This is a genomic window from Pseudomonas sp. NY15356 (genome assembly GCF_048068175.1).
Lineage (GTDB): Bacteria > Pseudomonadota > Gammaproteobacteria > Pseudomonadales > Pseudomonadaceae > Aquipseudomonas > Aquipseudomonas putida_K.
In genome coordinates, this window is sequence record NZ_JBLUPW010000007.1 from 88,289 (window position 1) to 103,985 (window position 15,697).

Here is a 15,697-nt window from a genome sequence, read left to right on the forward strand (position 1 = left end):
TGAGCCGCAAAGCGGCCGTTAAACCCGCTCCCACAGGGGCAGCATTGGCCGCTTGTTCTCTGCGCGACAGCGCAGCCCGAAGGGCTGGGTAACCTCCCACCGAGATTGCGCCGCTGCGAAAATCACTGTGGGCCTTGTGCCGCGATTGGCAGCCCCTCGATGACGTGTCCTGGACGACATTCGGTGAGTCGTACCCTTACCTGCCTCACCTCGACAAGGATTTCCCATGCCCCTCCCTCACAGCAGCGCCCTGCTCCTGCTCGGCTTCGGCTACCTCCTGGCCTTGGCTTACGGCAGCCTCGGCCCGGCCAGCCTGCCCACCTTCATCGCCCTGCTCGGCGCCTACCTGCTGGTCCGACGCCAAGTACGCTGGCAACAGGTCCTTGGCCACGCCTCGTTCATTGCCCTGGCCATCGCCCTCGCCCTGCATTGGCTCCCCGGCTTCCATAGCGCCAAGGTGATCGACAAGGCAGTCTTCAGCCCCGGCGCCCTGCCCTTTTCCATGTACCTGAACCTGGACAAACCCCTGATCGGCTTCTGGCTACTGCTGGCCTGTCCCTGGGCCCTGGCCTGGCGCGGCCGTGCCTGGGCGCCGAGCCTGGCACTGACGTTGCCCGCTACCGTGCTCGTCTGCCTGGGCGGGGCCTGGGCTGCAGGGCTGGTGGCCTGGGCACCGAAATGGCCGGACCAGGCCTGGATCTGGCTGTTGAACAATCTGCTGCTGGTAAGCCTTACAGAAGAACTGTTGTTCCGCGGCTACATTCAGGGCGGCCTGCAACGCCTGTTCGGCCATGACCACTTGGCCTTGCTCGCTGCCGCACTGTTGTTCGGCCTGGCGCATCTGGGGGGCGGCTGGCAATGGGTCTGCCTCGCCAGCCTCGCCGGCTTCGGCTATGGCCTGGCCTATCGCCATGGCGGCTTGCTCGCCGCCACGCTGTGTCACTTCGGCCTGAACCTGGCGCATTTCGCGGGCTTCACCTATCCGATGCTATCGCCCTATCCAATCCATTAAATAAACACTCAATAAAAGTCCGGACATGCCGATACCAGTCCAAAGCCTTGCGGATTGAGCCCCATGCGTAATAACCAGCCCATTACCCAGAGAGAACGGACGTTTCCTGCCGAGCAGCGGTTGATCTCCACCACCAACGCCAAGGGCGTGATCACCTACTGCAACGATGCCTTCATCGACATCAGTGGCTTTTCCCGCGAGGAACTCACGGGCGCGCCCCATAACCTGGTGCGTCATCCCGATGTGCCATCGGCGGTGTTCGCCCATATGTGGCAGACCCTCAAGCAGGGCCTGCCCTGGATGGGCATCGTCAAGAACCGCTGCAAGTCCGGCGACCATTATTGGGTCAATGCCTACGTCACGCCTGTGTTCGAACAAAACCAGGTGGTCGGCTACGAGTCGGTGCGGGTCAAGCCCACGGCCGAGCAGATCCGCCGGGCCGAGGCGCTGTACCAGCGCATCAACCAGGGCAAGCCAGCAATCCCTCGGCGCGATAAGTGGCTGCCGGTGCTGCAGGACTGGCTGCCGTTCATCCTGATCAGCCAGATCGGCTTCTGCATCGGCAACTGGCTTGGCCACTCCTGGGGCTTCGCCCTGGCGGCGGGCCTCTCGGTGCCGCTCGGCCTGCTTGGCCTGGGTTGGCAACAGCGTGGGCTCAAGCGCTTGTTGCGCTTGGCCGAGCAGACCACGTCCGACCCGTTGATCGCGCAGATGTACACCGACAGCCGCGGCGTCCAGGCACGCCTGGAAATGGCCATGCTCAGCCAGGATGCACGCATGAAGACGTGCCTGACGCGCCTGCAGGACAGCGCCGAACACCTGAGCGACCAGGCTCGCCAGTCCGATGCGTTGGCCCACCAGAGCTCCACCGGGCTCGAGCGTCAGCGCGTGGAAACCGAACAGGTGGCCGCTGCGGTCAACCAAATGGCCGCCACCACCCAGGAAGTGGCCAACCACGTACAGCGCACCGCCGACGCCACCCAGCAAGCCAACCGTCTGACCAGCCAGGGCCGTCAGATCGCCGGGGAAACCCGTGAAGCCATCGAGCGCCTGTCGGTTGCCGTTGGCGAAACCGGGCAGACCGTCACCCAGCTGGCCAAGGACAGCGACGAGATCGGTGGCGTGGTCGATGTGATCAAGGGCATTGCCGACCAGACCAACCTGCTGGCGCTGAACGCAGCCATCGAGGCCGCCCGGGCGGGAGAGATGGGACGTGGCTTCGCGGTAGTGGCCGATGAGGTTCGTCAGTTGGCCCAGCGCACCGCCGAATCTACCGGGCAGATCCACGGTCTGATCGCCAAGCTGCAGCAGACCGCCAGCAATGCGGTACAGACCATGGAAAATGGCCATCGCCAGGCCCAGGAGGGCGTGGAGCGCGTCATGGAAGCCGACCAGGCACTGGTAGGCATCAGCGAAGCGGTAGCCAATATCACCGACATGGCCACCCAGATCGCCGCCGCGACCGAAGAACAGACCGCCGTGGCCGACGAGATCAGCCGCAACATCAGCACCATCGCCGACCTGGCGGACCAGACGGCCGAACAGGCGCAGCGTTCGGCATTGCTGAGCGAGGAACTGACCAGCACGGCCGGCAGCCAGTATTCGCTGGTGGAGCGGTTCAACCGCTGAGGCTTGGCCTGACGCAGGGCTGCTTCGCAGCCCATCGCCGGCAAGCCGGCTCTCATAGAACAACGCATGACCATTTGATTTGCGGCACCCTGTGGGAGCGGCGGTGCGGCGGTCCGACTTGTCCCGCGATTAGGCCGGGCCCGATATCACCGCCGCCTGGCAAGGGCTTCGCCCTTGATCGCGGGACAAGTCGGACCGCCGCACCGCCGCTCCCACAGGGGCAAGCATCGGCCGCTTGTTCTCTGCGCGACAGCGCAGCCCGAAAGGCTGGGTAATCTCCCACAGTGATTTCGCAAGTCTTGAGCGCGGCGCAAACGCCGATCGGCCGGCCTCACACCAAGCCGTCAATCACCAATCAAGTGCCAACCGGCTCTCGAAATAACGCGCCTGCCCGGTCAAGGGGTCTTCGAACCGCAAGCTCTGCGCCAACAGTTTCAAGGGCCGCTGGTAGTCGTCCTCTTCGTTGGTCAGCTGCGGATAGAACGGGTCGTTGCAGATAGCTGCGCCCAGCGCCGCCATATGCACCCGCAACTGGTGCGTCTTACCGGTCACCGGCGACAGGCCATACCGCCATAATTCGCCGTTCTTCTCCAGCACCTCGGCCAGGGTTTCGCTGTTCGCCACGCCTTCCACTTCGTGCATGCGAAAGAAGGGCTCGCCATGCACCAGACGGCTGCGGTGCACCAACGGGAACTCTCGCCCAGGCAGCGCTGCCGCGATCGCCTGGTAGCGTTTGTCGATGCGCCGCTCGGGAAACAGCCGCTGGTAGGCCCCGCGACTTTGCGGGTTCGCCGAGAACAGCACCAGCCCTGCGGTGTGGCGGTCTATTCGATGCAATGGCACCAGGTGTGGGTTGTCCAGACGGCGGATCAGGCGGCGCAGCAAGGTCTGCTCGACATACTCCCCGGTGGGCGTGACGGGAAGGAAATGCGGCTTGTCCGCCACCACCAAGTGTTCATCGACGTGCAGAATCGCCTCTTGCACGGGGATCGGCTTTTCATTGGGCACTTCGCGAAAGTAATGCAGGCGCATGCCCTGGCGGTAGGGCAGGTCCGCCGGGATCGCTCGCCCCTCGGCGTCCAGCACCCGCCCACGGGTAAAACGGTCGAGCCACTGCTCGCGGCCGATACCCTTGAAGTGATCGCTCAGGCAATCGAGCACGGTCGTCCAACGGCCAGGGGGCAGGCATACGGTACTGGCTTGCTGGCGGGCGGGGTCGAAAGGTGCGGTCATGGCAAGGCTCGGGCATTCAAAGGCGGGCATTATCCGTCATGCCCGCTGGCTCAACCAGCCTGGCCGGTCAACTCACTGCGCTCCTTCAACCAGCGCAACACCTGCACGGCCTCCCAACGACCAGGATCGAACAGGGCATAGACCAGCCCTTGGTACCCCACCACATCCAGGGGGCGGTGGTAGCCGGCGCGCTGGAACAGCGCCTCGATTTCGGCAAAGCAGGTGTTGAAATGGACCTTGCCGAAGGGTGTCCGGTCGTCGGTCACCAGGCCTTCGAGTCGCAGCTCCAGCACGGCTTCGCACACGCGCTCCGGCGGCATGCGATTGACGCTGTACTTCAATTGCTCGACATTGAGCATGTGGCATCCCTGATACTGTATTTATATACAGCATACGGACGCAACAGCGCCTGCGTCAATCGCGTCAATGCAACCCCTGGAGGTAACCGCTGCCACGGCGAACGGTCAGCACCTCCCGTCGCGGCGTCTGTACCGCCACGGCAAGATGGACCCAGCTGTCATACTCCAGGATCAATTGGTCGAACATCAGGTCGCTGTCGAGGATGCGCTGAACCACTTCCCGAGGCTCGATTTCCACCACATTGAAATCGGCGGCCAGCCCGGAAAGGTGGGCACTGTTGCGAGCGCCGCCCACCCGCTGATTGACGGCGGGGCTGCGAAACCCACTGCTGATGAGAATAGGGGCATGACACAACTCACGCACCCCCTCCAATGCCTGGCACAGCAGGTCAAGATTGGCCAAGGCCTGCGGGCCCGGTTCGTTGCTCAGGCCTTCACGCGCGGCGACTTGCGAGACGGTCATTTCTGCGAGGGTGAAATGGGGGGTAATGAACATCACGGTACTCCAGGGTTTGGATCGGACCCGAATTTTCGATCCACGCCCTGTTGGATGCAGGATGGAGATGACTCCTGCCCGAGCATTTCTTACCCCAAGAATGCCACCACCTGCTCGGCATCGAACGGCCAACCCAGTTCAGCCCCGGTGTCGCAACGGCGCAACACCGGGATGCTCAACCCATAGCGCTCGAACAAGGCCTCACTGTCGGCGATATCGACCAGTTCAACCAGCAGACCATGCTCGACAAAAGGCATCAGCACGGCCTCGGCGACTTCGCACAAATGACACCCAACGGTGCCGAACAGTTGGCATTCAGGCAACATGGCCAGGCCCCAGGTCTGTGGAGAAGGAGTCTTATTCTAGGTCCATCCCCTGCCACGTGCACCTGTGGTGGGTCAGTCCTGGCTGGTCGCCCCGATACGATGCAGCGACAGGTCAGCGCCCTGGAACTCCTGCTCATGACTCAGGCGCAGCCCATGCACCGCCTTGATCAGGCCATACACGGCAAAACCGCCGGTCAACGCCACCAGCACGCCCGCCAGGCTGCCAAGCACTTGGCTGGCCAAGCTGACACCCCCCATTCCGCCCAGCAGGGTCTGCCCGAACAGGCCGCAGGCAATGCCGCCCCAGACACCACACAACCCGTGCAGTGGCCACACGCCCAGCACATCATCGATCTTCCAGCGGTTCTGCGCAGCGGTGAAGCACCAGACGAACATCGCACCCGCCACCAGGCCGGTTGCCAGGGCGCCGATCGGGTGCATGAGATCGGAGCCGGCACAAATGGCCACCAGCCCGGCCAGCGGCCCGTTGTGCAGGAAACCTGGGTCGTTGCGCCCGGCCAGCAAGGCGGCCAGCGTACCGCCGACCATGGCCATCAACGAGTTGATCGCCACCAGGCCACTGACACCCTGCAAGGTCTGGGCGCTCATGACGTTGAAGCCGAACCAGCCGATGATGAGAATCCACGAACCCAACGCCAGGAATGGAATGCTCGACGGCGCGAACGCCACCAGCCGACCCTCGCGATAACGCCCACGGCGCGCGCCCAGCAGCAATACCGCTGCCAGTGCCAGCCACCCCCCCATGGCATGCACCACCACCGAACCTGCGAAATCATGGAACGGAGCGCCAAAACGGGCCTGCAACCAGGCTTGCGCCCCGAAGTTGCCATTCCATACCAAGCCTTCGAAGAAGGGGTAGACCAACGCCACGATCAAGGCCGTGGCGCATAGCTGCGGCACGAAACGGGCGCGCTCGGCAATGCCACCGGAAATGATCGCCGGGATCGCCGCGGCAAAGGTCAGCAGGAAGAAGCACTTGACCAGGGCATAGCCATGGTCGGTGGCGAGTTCGCTGGCCGGCTGGACGAAGTTGACACCATAGGCCACCCAGTAGCCGACGAAGAAGTACACCAGGGCCGAGATAGCGAAATCACTGAGGATCTTCGACAAGGCGTTGACCTGGTTCTTGTGCCGCACGGTACCCACCTCGAGGAAGGCGAAGCCGGCGTGCATGGCCAGCACCAGGATGGCGCCCATGAGGATGAACAAGGTATTGGAGCCATGAACGAGAGAGTCCATCGCGCTGTGCATGTTTTCCATGAGTAGGCAGACCTGAAAAAAGCACCAGGACAGTTCAAGAGTCCGCATCCGTGCACCGATTCGGTGCCAGGCCTCTGCCCTGTTTCGGTGAATGGGGCGGGACCTGCGTGGTTTTTTCTTGGGTTTGTCGTGGATTGGGTTAAGGTTTATCGGTATCGGCCAGCCAGGTGCACGTATTCGGCGCGCGCAACCTGATGGTCACGCCCCTGCTGATAGCAAGGGCCATACCAGCAACCGCACTGAACCTTCCGCTTCGCCCATCACTCGAAATAGCCACACACATTTCACAGGGAGAGATCGCATGGCCAATAAATCGGCAAAGACTGCTCAAGAGCTATTGATGGCTGACTTCCAGGCCTTGGTGCGCGACACCGAGAAATTGCTCGCCGACACCGCCAACCTTGCAGGCGACCAGGCCGATGCCCTTCGCGAACAGCTGCACGAACGCCTGACCCAGGCCCGCGAGACCCTGCAACTGACCCAGGATTCGGTCCGCGAACGCGGTCAGGCGGCACTTGGCACCGCCGAACAGTACGTCCAGGAAAACCCCTGGCAAGCCATTGGCATTGCCGCCGGCGTCGGCCTGCTCATCGGCCTGCTGGCCAATCGACGTTAAGGAGCGCCCATGGACACCGACGCCCCCGGCGCCAGCGCTTCCGGCAAGCGCCTCGGCGCGGCCCTGCTCGGCCTGTTGCACAGCCATATCGAACTGTTCGGCATCGAACTGCAGGAACAGAAAGCCCGCACCCTCAGCCTCCTGCTGTTCGCAGGCCTCGCCCTGGTATTCGGGCTCCTGTTGCTGACCGCATTGTCCGGCCTGCTCCTGGTGCTGTTGTGGGACAGCTATCGCCTGGCCGGGATCGTCGGGCTGTGCGTGTTCTACGGCATTGCCGCGCTGTATTGCGGGTTGCGTCTGAAGGCGGCCGTGTTCGATGAGTCGTCGCCTTTCAGCGCCACGCTCGAGGAACTTGCCAAGGACAGGGAGCGCCTGTTGCCATGAGCCTGCCCGAACTGCCCAATACCCGGAACCCCAGGGAACTGCGCAAGGCGCTGCTGCGCCTGCGCCTGGAAATGCACCGCCAGGAAATCCGCCACGAATCGGCGCAACTGCTCGAACCCGTCCGCCGCCTGCGTGGCGTAGGCGATTCGCTGCACGACGGCCTGGGCATCAAGCACGCGCCCTTGTGGGGCCTGGGCGCAGTGGTCGCCTTGGGTTTTGTCACAGGCAAAGGTGTGCGCAGCGGCAACCTCAGCCGCCTGTTGCGCCTGGGCACCACCCTGGTCCCCCTGGTACGCCTGTTCCTGCGCAGCGGCCAACGTCCCTGAACCTCGTGCCCGCCGCTTGCGCGGGCGCGCTCGACACGGGAAGCTATGGCGTCCACTGATGGGAGATAGAGCCTTGGACTGGCATACCCTGCTGACCCGCGAACGCCTGGGCAAAGCCCTGTACAGCCCCGAGGAGCTGGGGCGCAGCCCCTTCCACAAGGACCATGATCGCATCATCTTCTCCGGCGCCTTCCGCCGCCTGGGGCGCAAGACCCAGGTGCACCCGGTCTCCAGCAACGACCATATCCATACCCGTCTGACCCACTCCCTGGAAGTCAGTTGTGTCGGCCGTTCGCTGGGCATGCGCGTGGGCGAGACGCTACGCGACAACCTGCCCGCCTGGTGCGAGCCCAGCGACCTGGGCATGATCATCCAGTCTGCTTGCCTGGCCCATGACATCGGCAATCCACCGTTCGGGCATTCCGGCGAAGACGCCATCCGCCATTGGTTTCAACAGGCCGCCGGGCGCGGCTGGCTGGACGACATGAGCGACGACCAGCGGGCCGACTTCCTCAATTTCGAAGGCAACGCCCAGGGTTTTCGGGTCCTCACCCAACTGGAATACCACCAGTTCGACGGCGGTACCCGATTGACCTACGCCACCCTGGGCACCTATTTGAAATACCCTTGGAGTGCCCGTCACGCCGACGCCCTGGGCTACAAGAAGCACAAGTTCGGCTGCTACCAGAGCGAACTGGCGCTGCTCGAGCAAATTGCTCGCAAGCTTGGCCTGCCACAGCTCGAGCAGCAACGCTGGGCAAGGCATCCATTGGTGTACCTGATGGAAGCGGCCGACGATATCTGCTACGCGTTGATCGACCTTGAAGATGGCCTGGAGATGGAGTTGCTGCAATACGCAGAAGTGGAGGCCTTGTTGCTCGACCTGGTGGGCGACGACCTTCCCGAGACCTATCGTCAGCTGGGGCCGGCGGATTCGAAGCGACGCAAACTGGCGATTCTGCGCGGCAAGGCCATCGAACACCTGACCAACGCCGCCGCCCAGGCCTTCGTCGAGCAGCAGCACGCCTTGCTCGCCGGCCACCTGGCCGGTGACCTGGTCGAGCACATGCATGGCCCGGCCAAGCGCTGCGTCCTGCAAGCCAAGGACATGGCGCGTAAGAAAATCTTCCAGGACAAGCGCAAGACGTTGCATGAAATAGGCGCCTACACCACCCTTGAGATCCTTCTGAACGCGTTTTGCGGCGCTGCGCTGGAACAGCATGGCGGGCGCACGCCTTCGTTCAAGAGCCGACGTGTCCTGGACCTGATCGGCAACCATGCACCTGACCCCCATGGCTCGCTACACAATGCATTCCTGCGCATGATCGATTTCATCGCCGGCATGACCGATAGTTATGCCAGCGAAATGGCCAGTGAAATGACTGGACGCTCCAGCCCGACATAAGGGCAGGAGCTGCCCAGATCCGATGGGCTTTGATGAAGGAAACATCTTAATAACCAACCCTTCAATTAAACATCTCTTTATATTTCCAAATAAAAAGTAACCAAATTCACCCCTTGCCGCCGCCCCGATACACGGGCGGCGTAGCGCGGATAGTTTTTTACTGTAAGCCTTTTCCCATATCATAATTACAGCCCTTCACCGCATATTCCTCATCTACCAACTGCGCTAAGGTAGATGTTGTTTTCCGACACCTACGCATGGAAGTTGAATATGCACTCTGTATATATCGTCGATGATCACCCCGTTATCCGTCTGGCTGTTCGCATGCTGCTGGAAAATCAGGATTACAAGATTGTCGGCGAGTCGGACAATGGCGTGGACGCCATGCAAATGATCCGCGAAACACGCCCCGACCTGGTAATCCTCGACATTGCCATTCCGAAGCTGGACGGCCTGGAAGTGCTTTCCCGCTTCCAGAGCATGGCACTCCCCTTGAAGGTTCTGGTTCTGACCGCCCAGTCACCTGCGCTATTCGCTGTCCGTTGCATGCAATCCGGCGCCGCAGGGTATGTCGGAAAGCAAGAAGACCTGAGTGAATTGCTAAGTGCAATCAAGGCAGTACTGTCGGGTTATAACTACTTTCCGAGCCAAGCCGTTAATGGCAGCCTCTCCGACGCCAACTCCGAAATACGACTTTTCCGACAGGTCAATGACAGAGAACTGATGGTGTTGCAATTATTCGCGCAAGGCAGAAGCAACAAGGATATCGCCAAGGGCATGTTTCTCAGCAACAAGACCGTCAGCACCTATAAAAAACGGCTCATGCAAAAACTTCAGGTTCAAACATTGGTCGACCTGATCGATGTCGCCAAACGCAACGCCTTGGTTTGAGGTGCGACATGGGGCGGTACCTGGCCATTTATCTTGCCTTGGCGCTGATGTGCAGCTCGGTCCTCGCTGAACCGGCAACACCCAAGGCATTGAACCTGCTTACGCGCTCGAACCTCAAGCCGATGCCGCCCGTGCTGAGCGAAGCACAACGCCAATGGCTTGAAAACAAGCAGGTATTGGTCGTCGGGACATCCTTTCCGGACTATCCGCCGTTCGATATCACCACCGGGGGGCGAGACTACCAGGGGCTCACTGCCGAATATGCAGGATTGATCGGCAGCGCCTTGGGGCTGCAGGTACAGGTGCTGGGTTTCGACAGTCGCCAAGCCGCGATCGACGCACTCACCCGAGGCGAGATCGACCTGCTCGGCAGCGCCAACGGTTACGAGGCCAATGCCGGGCTTGCCCTTTCGCGGCCCTACGCCGTCGACCAACCGGTCCTGGTGACCCGCGAACAGGAAGGTCGTGTACTGGATGACCAGCTCGAAGGCCTACGCCTGAGCATGCTCTACCATTACTTGTCGCCAAAGACCGTATTGCAAACCTACCCAAAGGCCGAACTGCTCGCCTTCCAATCCTCGACCCTGGCGCTCAATGCCGTCGCCTTCGGCCAGGCCGACGTATTCATCGGCGATACCATTTCCACCCATTACCAGCTCAACCGCGGCCACATGCCGCCCCTACGCATGGCCAGTTTCGGCAAGCATGAGGCCGTAGGCTTCAGCTTCGCCCTGCGTCGCCAGGATACCCAACTCAAGGCATTGGTCGACGCAGCCCTCGACACCCAGACCAACGCCATGAAGGCCAGCATCTTCAAACGCTGGGGGGCCGGCAGCGACCTGCTTTTGAGCGACCGCAAGCTGCAGCTTTCGCCAAGCGAGGAACAGTGGCTGCGGGAGCATCCGGTCATGCGCGTGGCCATCAACGAAACGGCCGCCCCCATATCCTATTTCGACAGCAACGGCCATTTTCGAGGCATTGCCGCCGACTTGCTCGAACTCGTCCGCCTGCGCACGGGCCTGCGCTTCGAAATCGAACGGGCCAGCGGCATTCGGGACATGCTGGCCCGGCTCAAGGATGGCCGAGCCGATGTCATCGCGGCCATTTCCAGCGATGAGAAACATGACCTTGCCCTGCATATCAGCCGCCCCTACCTGGAAAGCGCCTATGTATTGGTCACGCGTGCAGGCGGTGATCAGGCGTCATCGCTCGAGCAACTGCAGAACCGCCAGGTCGCGATCATGCGTGACAGCAACATCGCCGAACTGCTCTCGGCACACCATCCGCAGATCGGCAGGATCGAGACGGACAGCCCATTCTTTTCCATGGCCCTGCTCGGCAGCGGCGAGGTGGATGCGGCCATTACCACATTGATCGATGCCAACCACGCACTGGCCGACAACCCGGACCTGGTGATCCGCAGCACGATCGGCAGCGAGCCGGCAACCTTTGCGATGGCCACCAACAGCCAACCCCAGGCGCTCGCCTCGATACTCGACAAGGCCCTGCAGAGCATCTCGCCGGAAGAGCTGGGTGTGATCGACAACCGCTGGCGGGGCTATCGGTTGCATGACGATGCGCCCTGGCGCGAATTTCGGCGCGAAGCCCTGCAGTTCTTGCTGGCCATAGGCTTGCTGTTGCTGCTGGCCTTGCTCTGGAATGCGCACCTGCGTCGACAGATCAAACACCGCCAACGCGTGGAGCGAGCGCTCAACGACCAACTGGAGTTCATGCGCGCCCTGCTCAACGGCACACCCCATCCCATGTATGTACGTGACCGCGAAGGGCGCTTGCAAAGCTGTAACGACAGCTACCTGGAAGCTATCGAAGCACAGGCCGAGGACCTGATTGGCAAGCGCCTGGATGAGAGCCTGGGCAACGAACGTGAATATACCCAGCAGATAGAAACCGACTATCGGCAGGTGATGGCTGCCGGCACGCCCCTGATACTCGATCGTGCCTTGCACATAGGGGGTCGCCACCTGACGCTCTATCACTGGATCCTGCCTTATCGTGATTCTCTGGGCGAAGTCCAGGGCATCATTGGCGGCTGGATCGATATCAGCGAGCGCCGCGAGCTGGTTCAGGAACTGCGCCTGGCCAAGCAGCAAGCCGATGACGCGAACCGTGCCAAAAGCACCTTTCTGGCGACCATCAGCCATGAAATCCGAACGCCCATGAATGCAGTCATCGGCATGCTGGAGCTGGCCGTGCGGCGCGCCGACAAAGGGCAGCTGGACCGACCGGCACTGGAGGTCGCCTATCATTCGGCCAAGGACCTGTTGGGGCTGATCGGAGATATCCTGGATTTCGTTCGTATCGAATCCGGGCATCTCTACCTCGCGCCCGAGCCAGTCGACCCAAGCGCACTGGTGGAATCGGTGGCCCGGATATTCGACGGTCTGGCACGACAGAAGGGCCTCGCCTTGCAAGTGGTGATCGCACCGGATGCCCGCTGTCATGCCCTGCTCGACCCATTACGCTTCAAGCAGGTCGTCTCCAACCTGGTGAGCAATGCCATCAAGTTCACCGAAGATGGCCAGGTGTGCATCGACCTCGCCCTCGACGACAAATCGGGTACACCTGTCCTGGAGCTGCAGGTGCGTGATACCGGCATCGGCATCCATGAAGATGACCTGCAGCGATTGTTCAACCCGTTCGTTCAGGCCAACCCTCACAGCGAAGGCGCCCGGGCGGGTACTGGCCTGGGCCTTGCGATCAGCCAGAGCTTGTGCGAAATGATGGGAGGCGACCTGACGATCAAGAGCCTTCCGGGTGTGGGGACCCAGGTCCGCTTGGTCATGCCGCTGCAATGTGTCGCGCCCCCAATGGAAGCTGCGCCGCTGATACCTGAGGTCGAGGCGCCGGTGGCGCGCCTGAAAGCGCTCGTGATCGACGATCACCCGGCCAACCTGTTGCTGATGGAGCAACAATTGAGTTTCCTGGGGCTACGCCTGAACAGTGCTCGCGATGGCCATGAAGGCTTGGAAAAATGGCGCACGGGCGGTTTCGACCTGGTGATTCTGGACTGCAACATGCCACGCATGAGCGGCTACCAGGTAGCCGAAGCGATCCGAGCGCACGAGCACCAGCTCGGCTGGCCACGTTGCGTGATCCTTGGCTATACCGCCAATGCCCAGCCTGAGGTACGTCAGAAATGCCTGGATGTCGGCATGGACGATTGTCTGCTCAAGCCCATCAGCTTGCACATGTTGAACCAACGCCTCGCTGCCATCGCCCCCACCCGCCCGGGTAAGCAGGCGAACCCGCGCCCCAAACCTTTCGAACCCGCAGGCCTGACCGCCATCGCCGGAGAGAACCCCGCCAACCATGAACGGCTGCTCAAAGCGCTGCAACTAAGCCTGCAACAGGACCTGACTACATTGATGGCCATCGACCCAGACCTTGATCCACAGAAGCTCGCCACCCAGGCGCACCATATCCTTGGCGTAGCGAGGATGCTCGACGCGCGGGCGCTGGTAAAGGCTTGTGAGGCGCTGGAGTGCCAGCCATTGGCTTTGCCGCAACGCAAGCTGCGAAGGCAGGCCTTGGCACGGCACATGCGCCGTGTCGAGAACGCCCTGGCCAGGCATCTGCAGGATCTGGCCAGGGCTCGCTGAAGCGGCGCGCCGAACGGCGGCCGCACAGGTGGATCAGGAAGCCGGGGTATTGATCGGCTTGTCCGGATACCAGGCGTCCAGCAGCGGGCTGAGTTCGATCTTGGTCAGTTCGCTACGACCCTTGAGCCAGGCTTCGACAATAGCGCGCTGCTCTTCGCTGACCGAGCCACGCTTGGCCAGGCAGACCAGGCCGAAATCATCGCCGCCAACATAATCCAGGCCGTTGGCATCCATGGCTTCGGCGAGGAAGGCATCGAGGAAGGCGTCGATGGCTTCGTCGGACAGGTCTTCCTTGAATTCCAGGTTCAGTTCGAAACCCAGCTCCTGGAATTCGTCCACGCAGAGCTTCTTGCGCAGGCGACGGGAACGGTTGGTGGCCATGAAACAATCCTCTTGAGTATTAACGCGCGGCACTTTACCAGTTTCCGCGCCAGAGCGGCGCTTTTCCGTCGAACATGACCCATGGTCGGTGCGCTTGGGGCATAATGCGCACAGTATTTTGTCGTGGGGCCATCATCTATACAGCCCCGTTGTCATTTTCCCTCGTCCGCAGGGTTGAAATCGCACATGATCAAAACGCTTCGCCCCCTGATTCTCGCCGGCCTGTTCCTGCCGTTCGCCATGACCAGCCAGGCCGCCACGGTCAATACCACCCTCTCGCCCAAGGTGCAGCAGGCGCTGAAGGCCAACAAGCTGCAGGATTCGGCGCTGTCCCTGGTAATGCTGCCTCTGGACGGCCCAGGCACGCCGACCGTGTTCAACGCTGATGTCTCGGTCAATCCTGCCTCGACCATGAAACTGGTCACCACCTACGCGGCGCTGGAGCTGCTCGGCCCGACCTTCCAGTGGAAAACCGAGTTCTACACCGACGGCACCCTGAGCAACGGTGTACTCAACGGCAACCTGTATCTCAAAGGTGGCGGCGACCCGAAGCTGAACATGGAGAAACTCTGGTTGCTGATGCGCGACCTGCGTGCCAACGGCGTGCGTACCATTACCGGCGACTTGGTGCTGGACCGCAGCCATTTCGTCCAGCCCAACCTGCCACAGTTCAATGACGACGGCGGCGACATGAACAAGCCGTTCCTGGTACGCCCTGATTCGCTGTTGGTCAACCTCAAGGCCCTGCGCTTCGTGGCCCGTAACGACGGCGGCAAAGTGACGGTGGCCGTCGAGCCGCCATTGGCCAACATCCGTATCGACAACCAGGTCAAGGCCGTGGCGTCCAAGCGTTGCACGGGTGATGTGCGCTACAACCCGGTGCCCCAGGCCGACGGTGTCAGCGTGGTGGTCAGTGGCCAGCTTGGTGATGGCTGCAACTCCCAGACCTACCTGTCGCTGCTCGACCATCCGACCTACGCCGCTGGCGCCGTACGTGCGATCTGGAACGAGCTGGGCGGCAGCATCCAGGGCCGCGACCGGATCGAGAACGTGCCCAAGAGCGCACGCCTACTGGCCCGAGCGTTCTCGCCGGACCTGGTGGAAGTGATCCGCGATATCAACAAGTACAGCAACAACACCATGGCCCAGCAGCTGTTCCTAAGCCTGGGGGCACAGTTCCGCACCGATGCCGACGGGGATGACGCACGTGCCGCCCAGCGTGTGGTGCGCCAGTGGCTGGCGAAGAAAGGCATCACCGCCCCGCACCTGGTCATGGAGAACGGCTCCGGGCTATCCCGTGCCGAACGGGTCAGCACCCGTGAAATGGCGGCGCTGTTGCAGGCGGCCTGGAAGAGCCCTTATGCAGCAGAATTCATAAGCTCCATGCCCCTGGTGGGCATGGACGGGACCATGCGCAAACGGCTCAAGCGCACCGCGCTCAGTGGCGAGGGCCATATCAAGACCGGGACGCTCAATACGGTCCGGGCAATCGCCGGCTTCAGCCGGGACAGCAATGGGCATACCTGGGCCGTGGCGGCGATCTTGAACGACCCCAAGCCTTGGGGCGCGTCCCAGGTTCTGGACCAAGTGTTGCTGGACCTTTATCGCCAGCCCAAGGTGGGTGCCGGGACCGTGGGCGTCGTGCCCTGATGGCCCGGAGCCTGGCCTTCAGCGCCTGGGTCTGAATGATCGATGGCGATAGGGGCATGCTACCTGGCTGGCAATCCCGGCCCTGTCG

At 62.0% G+C, this 15,697-nt stretch carries 15 protein-coding genes; 9 read left to right on the forward strand and 6 right to left on the reverse strand.

Annotation, left to right across the window (positions count from 1 at the left end):
- Nucleotides 1-226: 226 nt before the first annotated feature.
- The gene (locus ACNFCI_RS08085) at nucleotides 227-1,012 is read left to right on the forward strand and encodes a type II CAAX prenyl endopeptidase Rce1 family protein (RefSeq protein WP_368829520.1); all 786 of its coding nucleotides are present in this window, start codon (nucleotides 227-229) and stop codon (nucleotides 1,010-1,012) included.
- A gap of 63 nt (nucleotides 1,013-1,075) precedes the next feature.
- Nucleotides 1,076-2,641, forward strand: coding sequence for a methyl-accepting chemotaxis protein (locus ACNFCI_RS08090; RefSeq protein WP_368829521.1), 1,566 nt, complete (start codon nucleotides 1,076-1,078; stop codon nucleotides 2,639-2,641).
- A gap of 348 nt (nucleotides 2,642-2,989) precedes the next feature.
- On the opposite strand, the gene ACNFCI_RS08095 is transcribed toward ACNFCI_RS08090, so the two are convergent.
- The 5 genes from ACNFCI_RS08095 to ACNFCI_RS08115 form a co-directional block, all read right to left on the reverse strand.
- Nucleotides 2,990-3,874, reverse strand: a complete 885-nt coding sequence (locus ACNFCI_RS08095; protein WP_084855134.1) for a pseudouridine synthase — start codon at nucleotides 3,872-3,874, stop codon at nucleotides 2,990-2,992.
- Between the two features lie 50 nt (nucleotides 3,875-3,924).
- The gene (locus tag ACNFCI_RS08100) at nucleotides 3,925-4,233 is read right to left on the reverse strand and encodes a transcriptional regulator (RefSeq protein WP_084855133.1); all 309 of its coding nucleotides are present in this window, start codon (nucleotides 4,231-4,233) and stop codon (nucleotides 3,925-3,927) included.
- A gap of 64 nt (nucleotides 4,234-4,297) precedes the next feature.
- Nucleotides 4,298-4,729: a D-Ala-D-Ala carboxypeptidase family metallohydrolase gene (locus tag ACNFCI_RS08105; protein WP_084855132.1), complete on the reverse strand. Its 432-nt coding sequence runs from the start codon at nucleotides 4,727-4,729 to the stop codon at nucleotides 4,298-4,300.
- 89 nt (nucleotides 4,730-4,818) lie between these two features.
- Nucleotides 4,819-5,055: a glutaredoxin family protein gene (locus ACNFCI_RS08110; protein ID WP_084855131.1), complete on the reverse strand. Its 237-nt coding sequence runs from the start codon at nucleotides 5,053-5,055 to the stop codon at nucleotides 4,819-4,821.
- Between the two features lie 72 nt (nucleotides 5,056-5,127).
- Complete coding sequence (locus ACNFCI_RS08115; RefSeq protein ID WP_368829226.1) at nucleotides 5,128-6,336, reverse strand: ammonium transporter; 1,209 nt, start codon at nucleotides 6,334-6,336, stop codon at nucleotides 5,128-5,130.
- 301 nt (nucleotides 6,337-6,637) lie between these two features.
- Here ACNFCI_RS08115 and ACNFCI_RS08120 point away from each other — a divergent pair, with 301 nt between their 5' ends.
- The 6 genes from ACNFCI_RS08120 to ACNFCI_RS08145 all read left to right on the forward strand — a co-directional run bounded on the left by ACNFCI_RS08120 (nucleotide 6,638) and on the right by ACNFCI_RS08145 (nucleotide 13,578).
- A complete protein-coding gene (locus ACNFCI_RS08120) occupies nucleotides 6,638-6,952 on the forward strand; it encodes a DUF883 family protein (protein WP_084855129.1) in 315 nt (104 codons plus the stop codon).
- 9 nt (nucleotides 6,953-6,961) lie between these two features.
- Entirely contained in the window at nucleotides 6,962-7,336 is a 375-nt protein-coding gene (locus tag ACNFCI_RS08125; RefSeq protein ID WP_084855128.1) for a phage holin family protein, read from the forward strand.
- On the forward strand, nucleotides 7,333-7,662 hold the full coding sequence (locus tag ACNFCI_RS08130) for a hypothetical protein (RefSeq protein WP_084855127.1): 330 nt from the start codon (nucleotides 7,333-7,335) through the stop codon (nucleotides 7,660-7,662). Before ACNFCI_RS08125 ends, ACNFCI_RS08130 begins: the two co-directional genes overlap by 4 nt.
- 73 nt (nucleotides 7,663-7,735) lie before the next feature.
- Entirely contained in the window at nucleotides 7,736-9,067 is a 1,332-nt protein-coding gene (locus ACNFCI_RS08135; RefSeq protein ID WP_084855126.1) for a deoxyguanosinetriphosphate triphosphohydrolase, read from the forward strand.
- Nucleotides 9,068-9,337: 270 nt separating this feature from the next.
- Nucleotides 9,338-9,958 carry a response regulator transcription factor gene (locus ACNFCI_RS08140; RefSeq protein WP_084855125.1) on the forward strand — a complete coding sequence of 207 codons (621 nt, stop codon included), beginning with the start codon at nucleotides 9,338-9,340 and terminating at the stop codon, nucleotides 9,956-9,958.
- Nucleotides 9,959-9,966: 8 nt separating this feature from the next.
- Nucleotides 9,967-13,578, forward strand: a complete 3,612-nt coding sequence (locus ACNFCI_RS08145) for a transporter substrate-binding domain-containing protein (RefSeq protein ID WP_416767789.1) — start codon at nucleotides 9,967-9,969, stop codon at nucleotides 13,576-13,578.
- A 33-nt stretch (nucleotides 13,579-13,611) separates the two neighbouring features.
- Here the strand turns inward: ACNFCI_RS08145 and ACNFCI_RS08150 are convergent, their stop codons facing one another.
- On the reverse strand, nucleotides 13,612-13,959 hold the full coding sequence (locus ACNFCI_RS08150) for a YggL family protein (RefSeq protein ID WP_084855117.1): 348 nt from the start codon (nucleotides 13,957-13,959) through the stop codon (nucleotides 13,612-13,614).
- Between the two features lie 186 nt (nucleotides 13,960-14,145).
- On the opposite strand from ACNFCI_RS08150, the gene dacB reads away from it, so the two are divergent.
- Nucleotides 14,146-15,609 carry a D-alanyl-D-alanine carboxypeptidase/D-alanyl-D-alanine-endopeptidase gene (gene dacB, locus ACNFCI_RS08155; protein ID WP_084855116.1) on the forward strand — a complete coding sequence of 488 codons (1,464 nt, stop codon included), beginning with the start codon at nucleotides 14,146-14,148 and terminating at the stop codon, nucleotides 15,607-15,609.
- Nucleotides 15,610-15,697: the final 88 nt, after the last annotated feature.

Bases quoted from the DNA above. Each gene is read 5' to 3' on its own strand.
- ACNFCI_RS08120 (WP_084855129.1), top strand. From the start codon at position 6,638: ATGGCCAATAAATCGGCAAAGACTGCTCAAGAGCTATTGATGGCTGAC.
- ACNFCI_RS08125 (WP_084855128.1), top strand. From the start codon at position 6,962: ATGGACACCGACGCCCCCGGCGCCAGCGCTTCCGGCAAGCGCCTCGGC.
- dacB (WP_084855116.1), top strand. From the start codon at position 14,146: ATGATCAAAACGCTTCGCCCCCTGATTCTCGCCGGCCTGTTCCTGCCG.
- ACNFCI_RS08115 (WP_368829226.1), bottom strand. From the start codon at position 6,336: ATGGAAAACATGCACAGCGCGATGGACTCTCTCGTTCATGGCTCCAAT.
- ACNFCI_RS08100 (WP_084855133.1), bottom strand. From the start codon at position 4,233: ATGCTCAATGTCGAGCAATTGAAGTACAGCGTCAATCGCATGCCGCCG.
- ACNFCI_RS08150 (WP_084855117.1), bottom strand. From the start codon at position 13,959: ATGGCCACCAACCGTTCCCGTCGCCTGCGCAAGAAGCTCTGCGTGGAC.
- ACNFCI_RS08110 (WP_084855131.1), bottom strand. From the start codon at position 5,055: ATGTTGCCTGAATGCCAACTGTTCGGCACCGTTGGGTGTCATTTGTGC.
- ACNFCI_RS08140 (WP_084855125.1), top strand. From the start codon at position 9,338: ATGCACTCTGTATATATCGTCGATGATCACCCCGTTATCCGTCTGGCT.
- ACNFCI_RS08095 (WP_084855134.1), bottom strand. From the start codon at position 3,874: ATGACCGCACCTTTCGACCCCGCCCGCCAGCAAGCCAGTACCGTATGC.
- ACNFCI_RS08085 (WP_368829520.1), top strand. From the start codon at position 227: ATGCCCCTCCCTCACAGCAGCGCCCTGCTCCTGCTCGGCTTCGGCTAC.
- ACNFCI_RS08145 (WP_416767789.1), top strand. From the start codon at position 9,967: ATGGGGCGGTACCTGGCCATTTATCTTGCCTTGGCGCTGATGTGCAGC.
- ACNFCI_RS08130 (WP_084855127.1), top strand. From the start codon at position 7,333: ATGAGCCTGCCCGAACTGCCCAATACCCGGAACCCCAGGGAACTGCGC.
- ACNFCI_RS08090 (WP_368829521.1), top strand. From the start codon at position 1,076: ATGCGTAATAACCAGCCCATTACCCAGAGAGAACGGACGTTTCCTGCC.
- ACNFCI_RS08105 (WP_084855132.1), bottom strand. From the start codon at position 4,729: ATGTTCATTACCCCCCATTTCACCCTCGCAGAAATGACCGTCTCGCAA.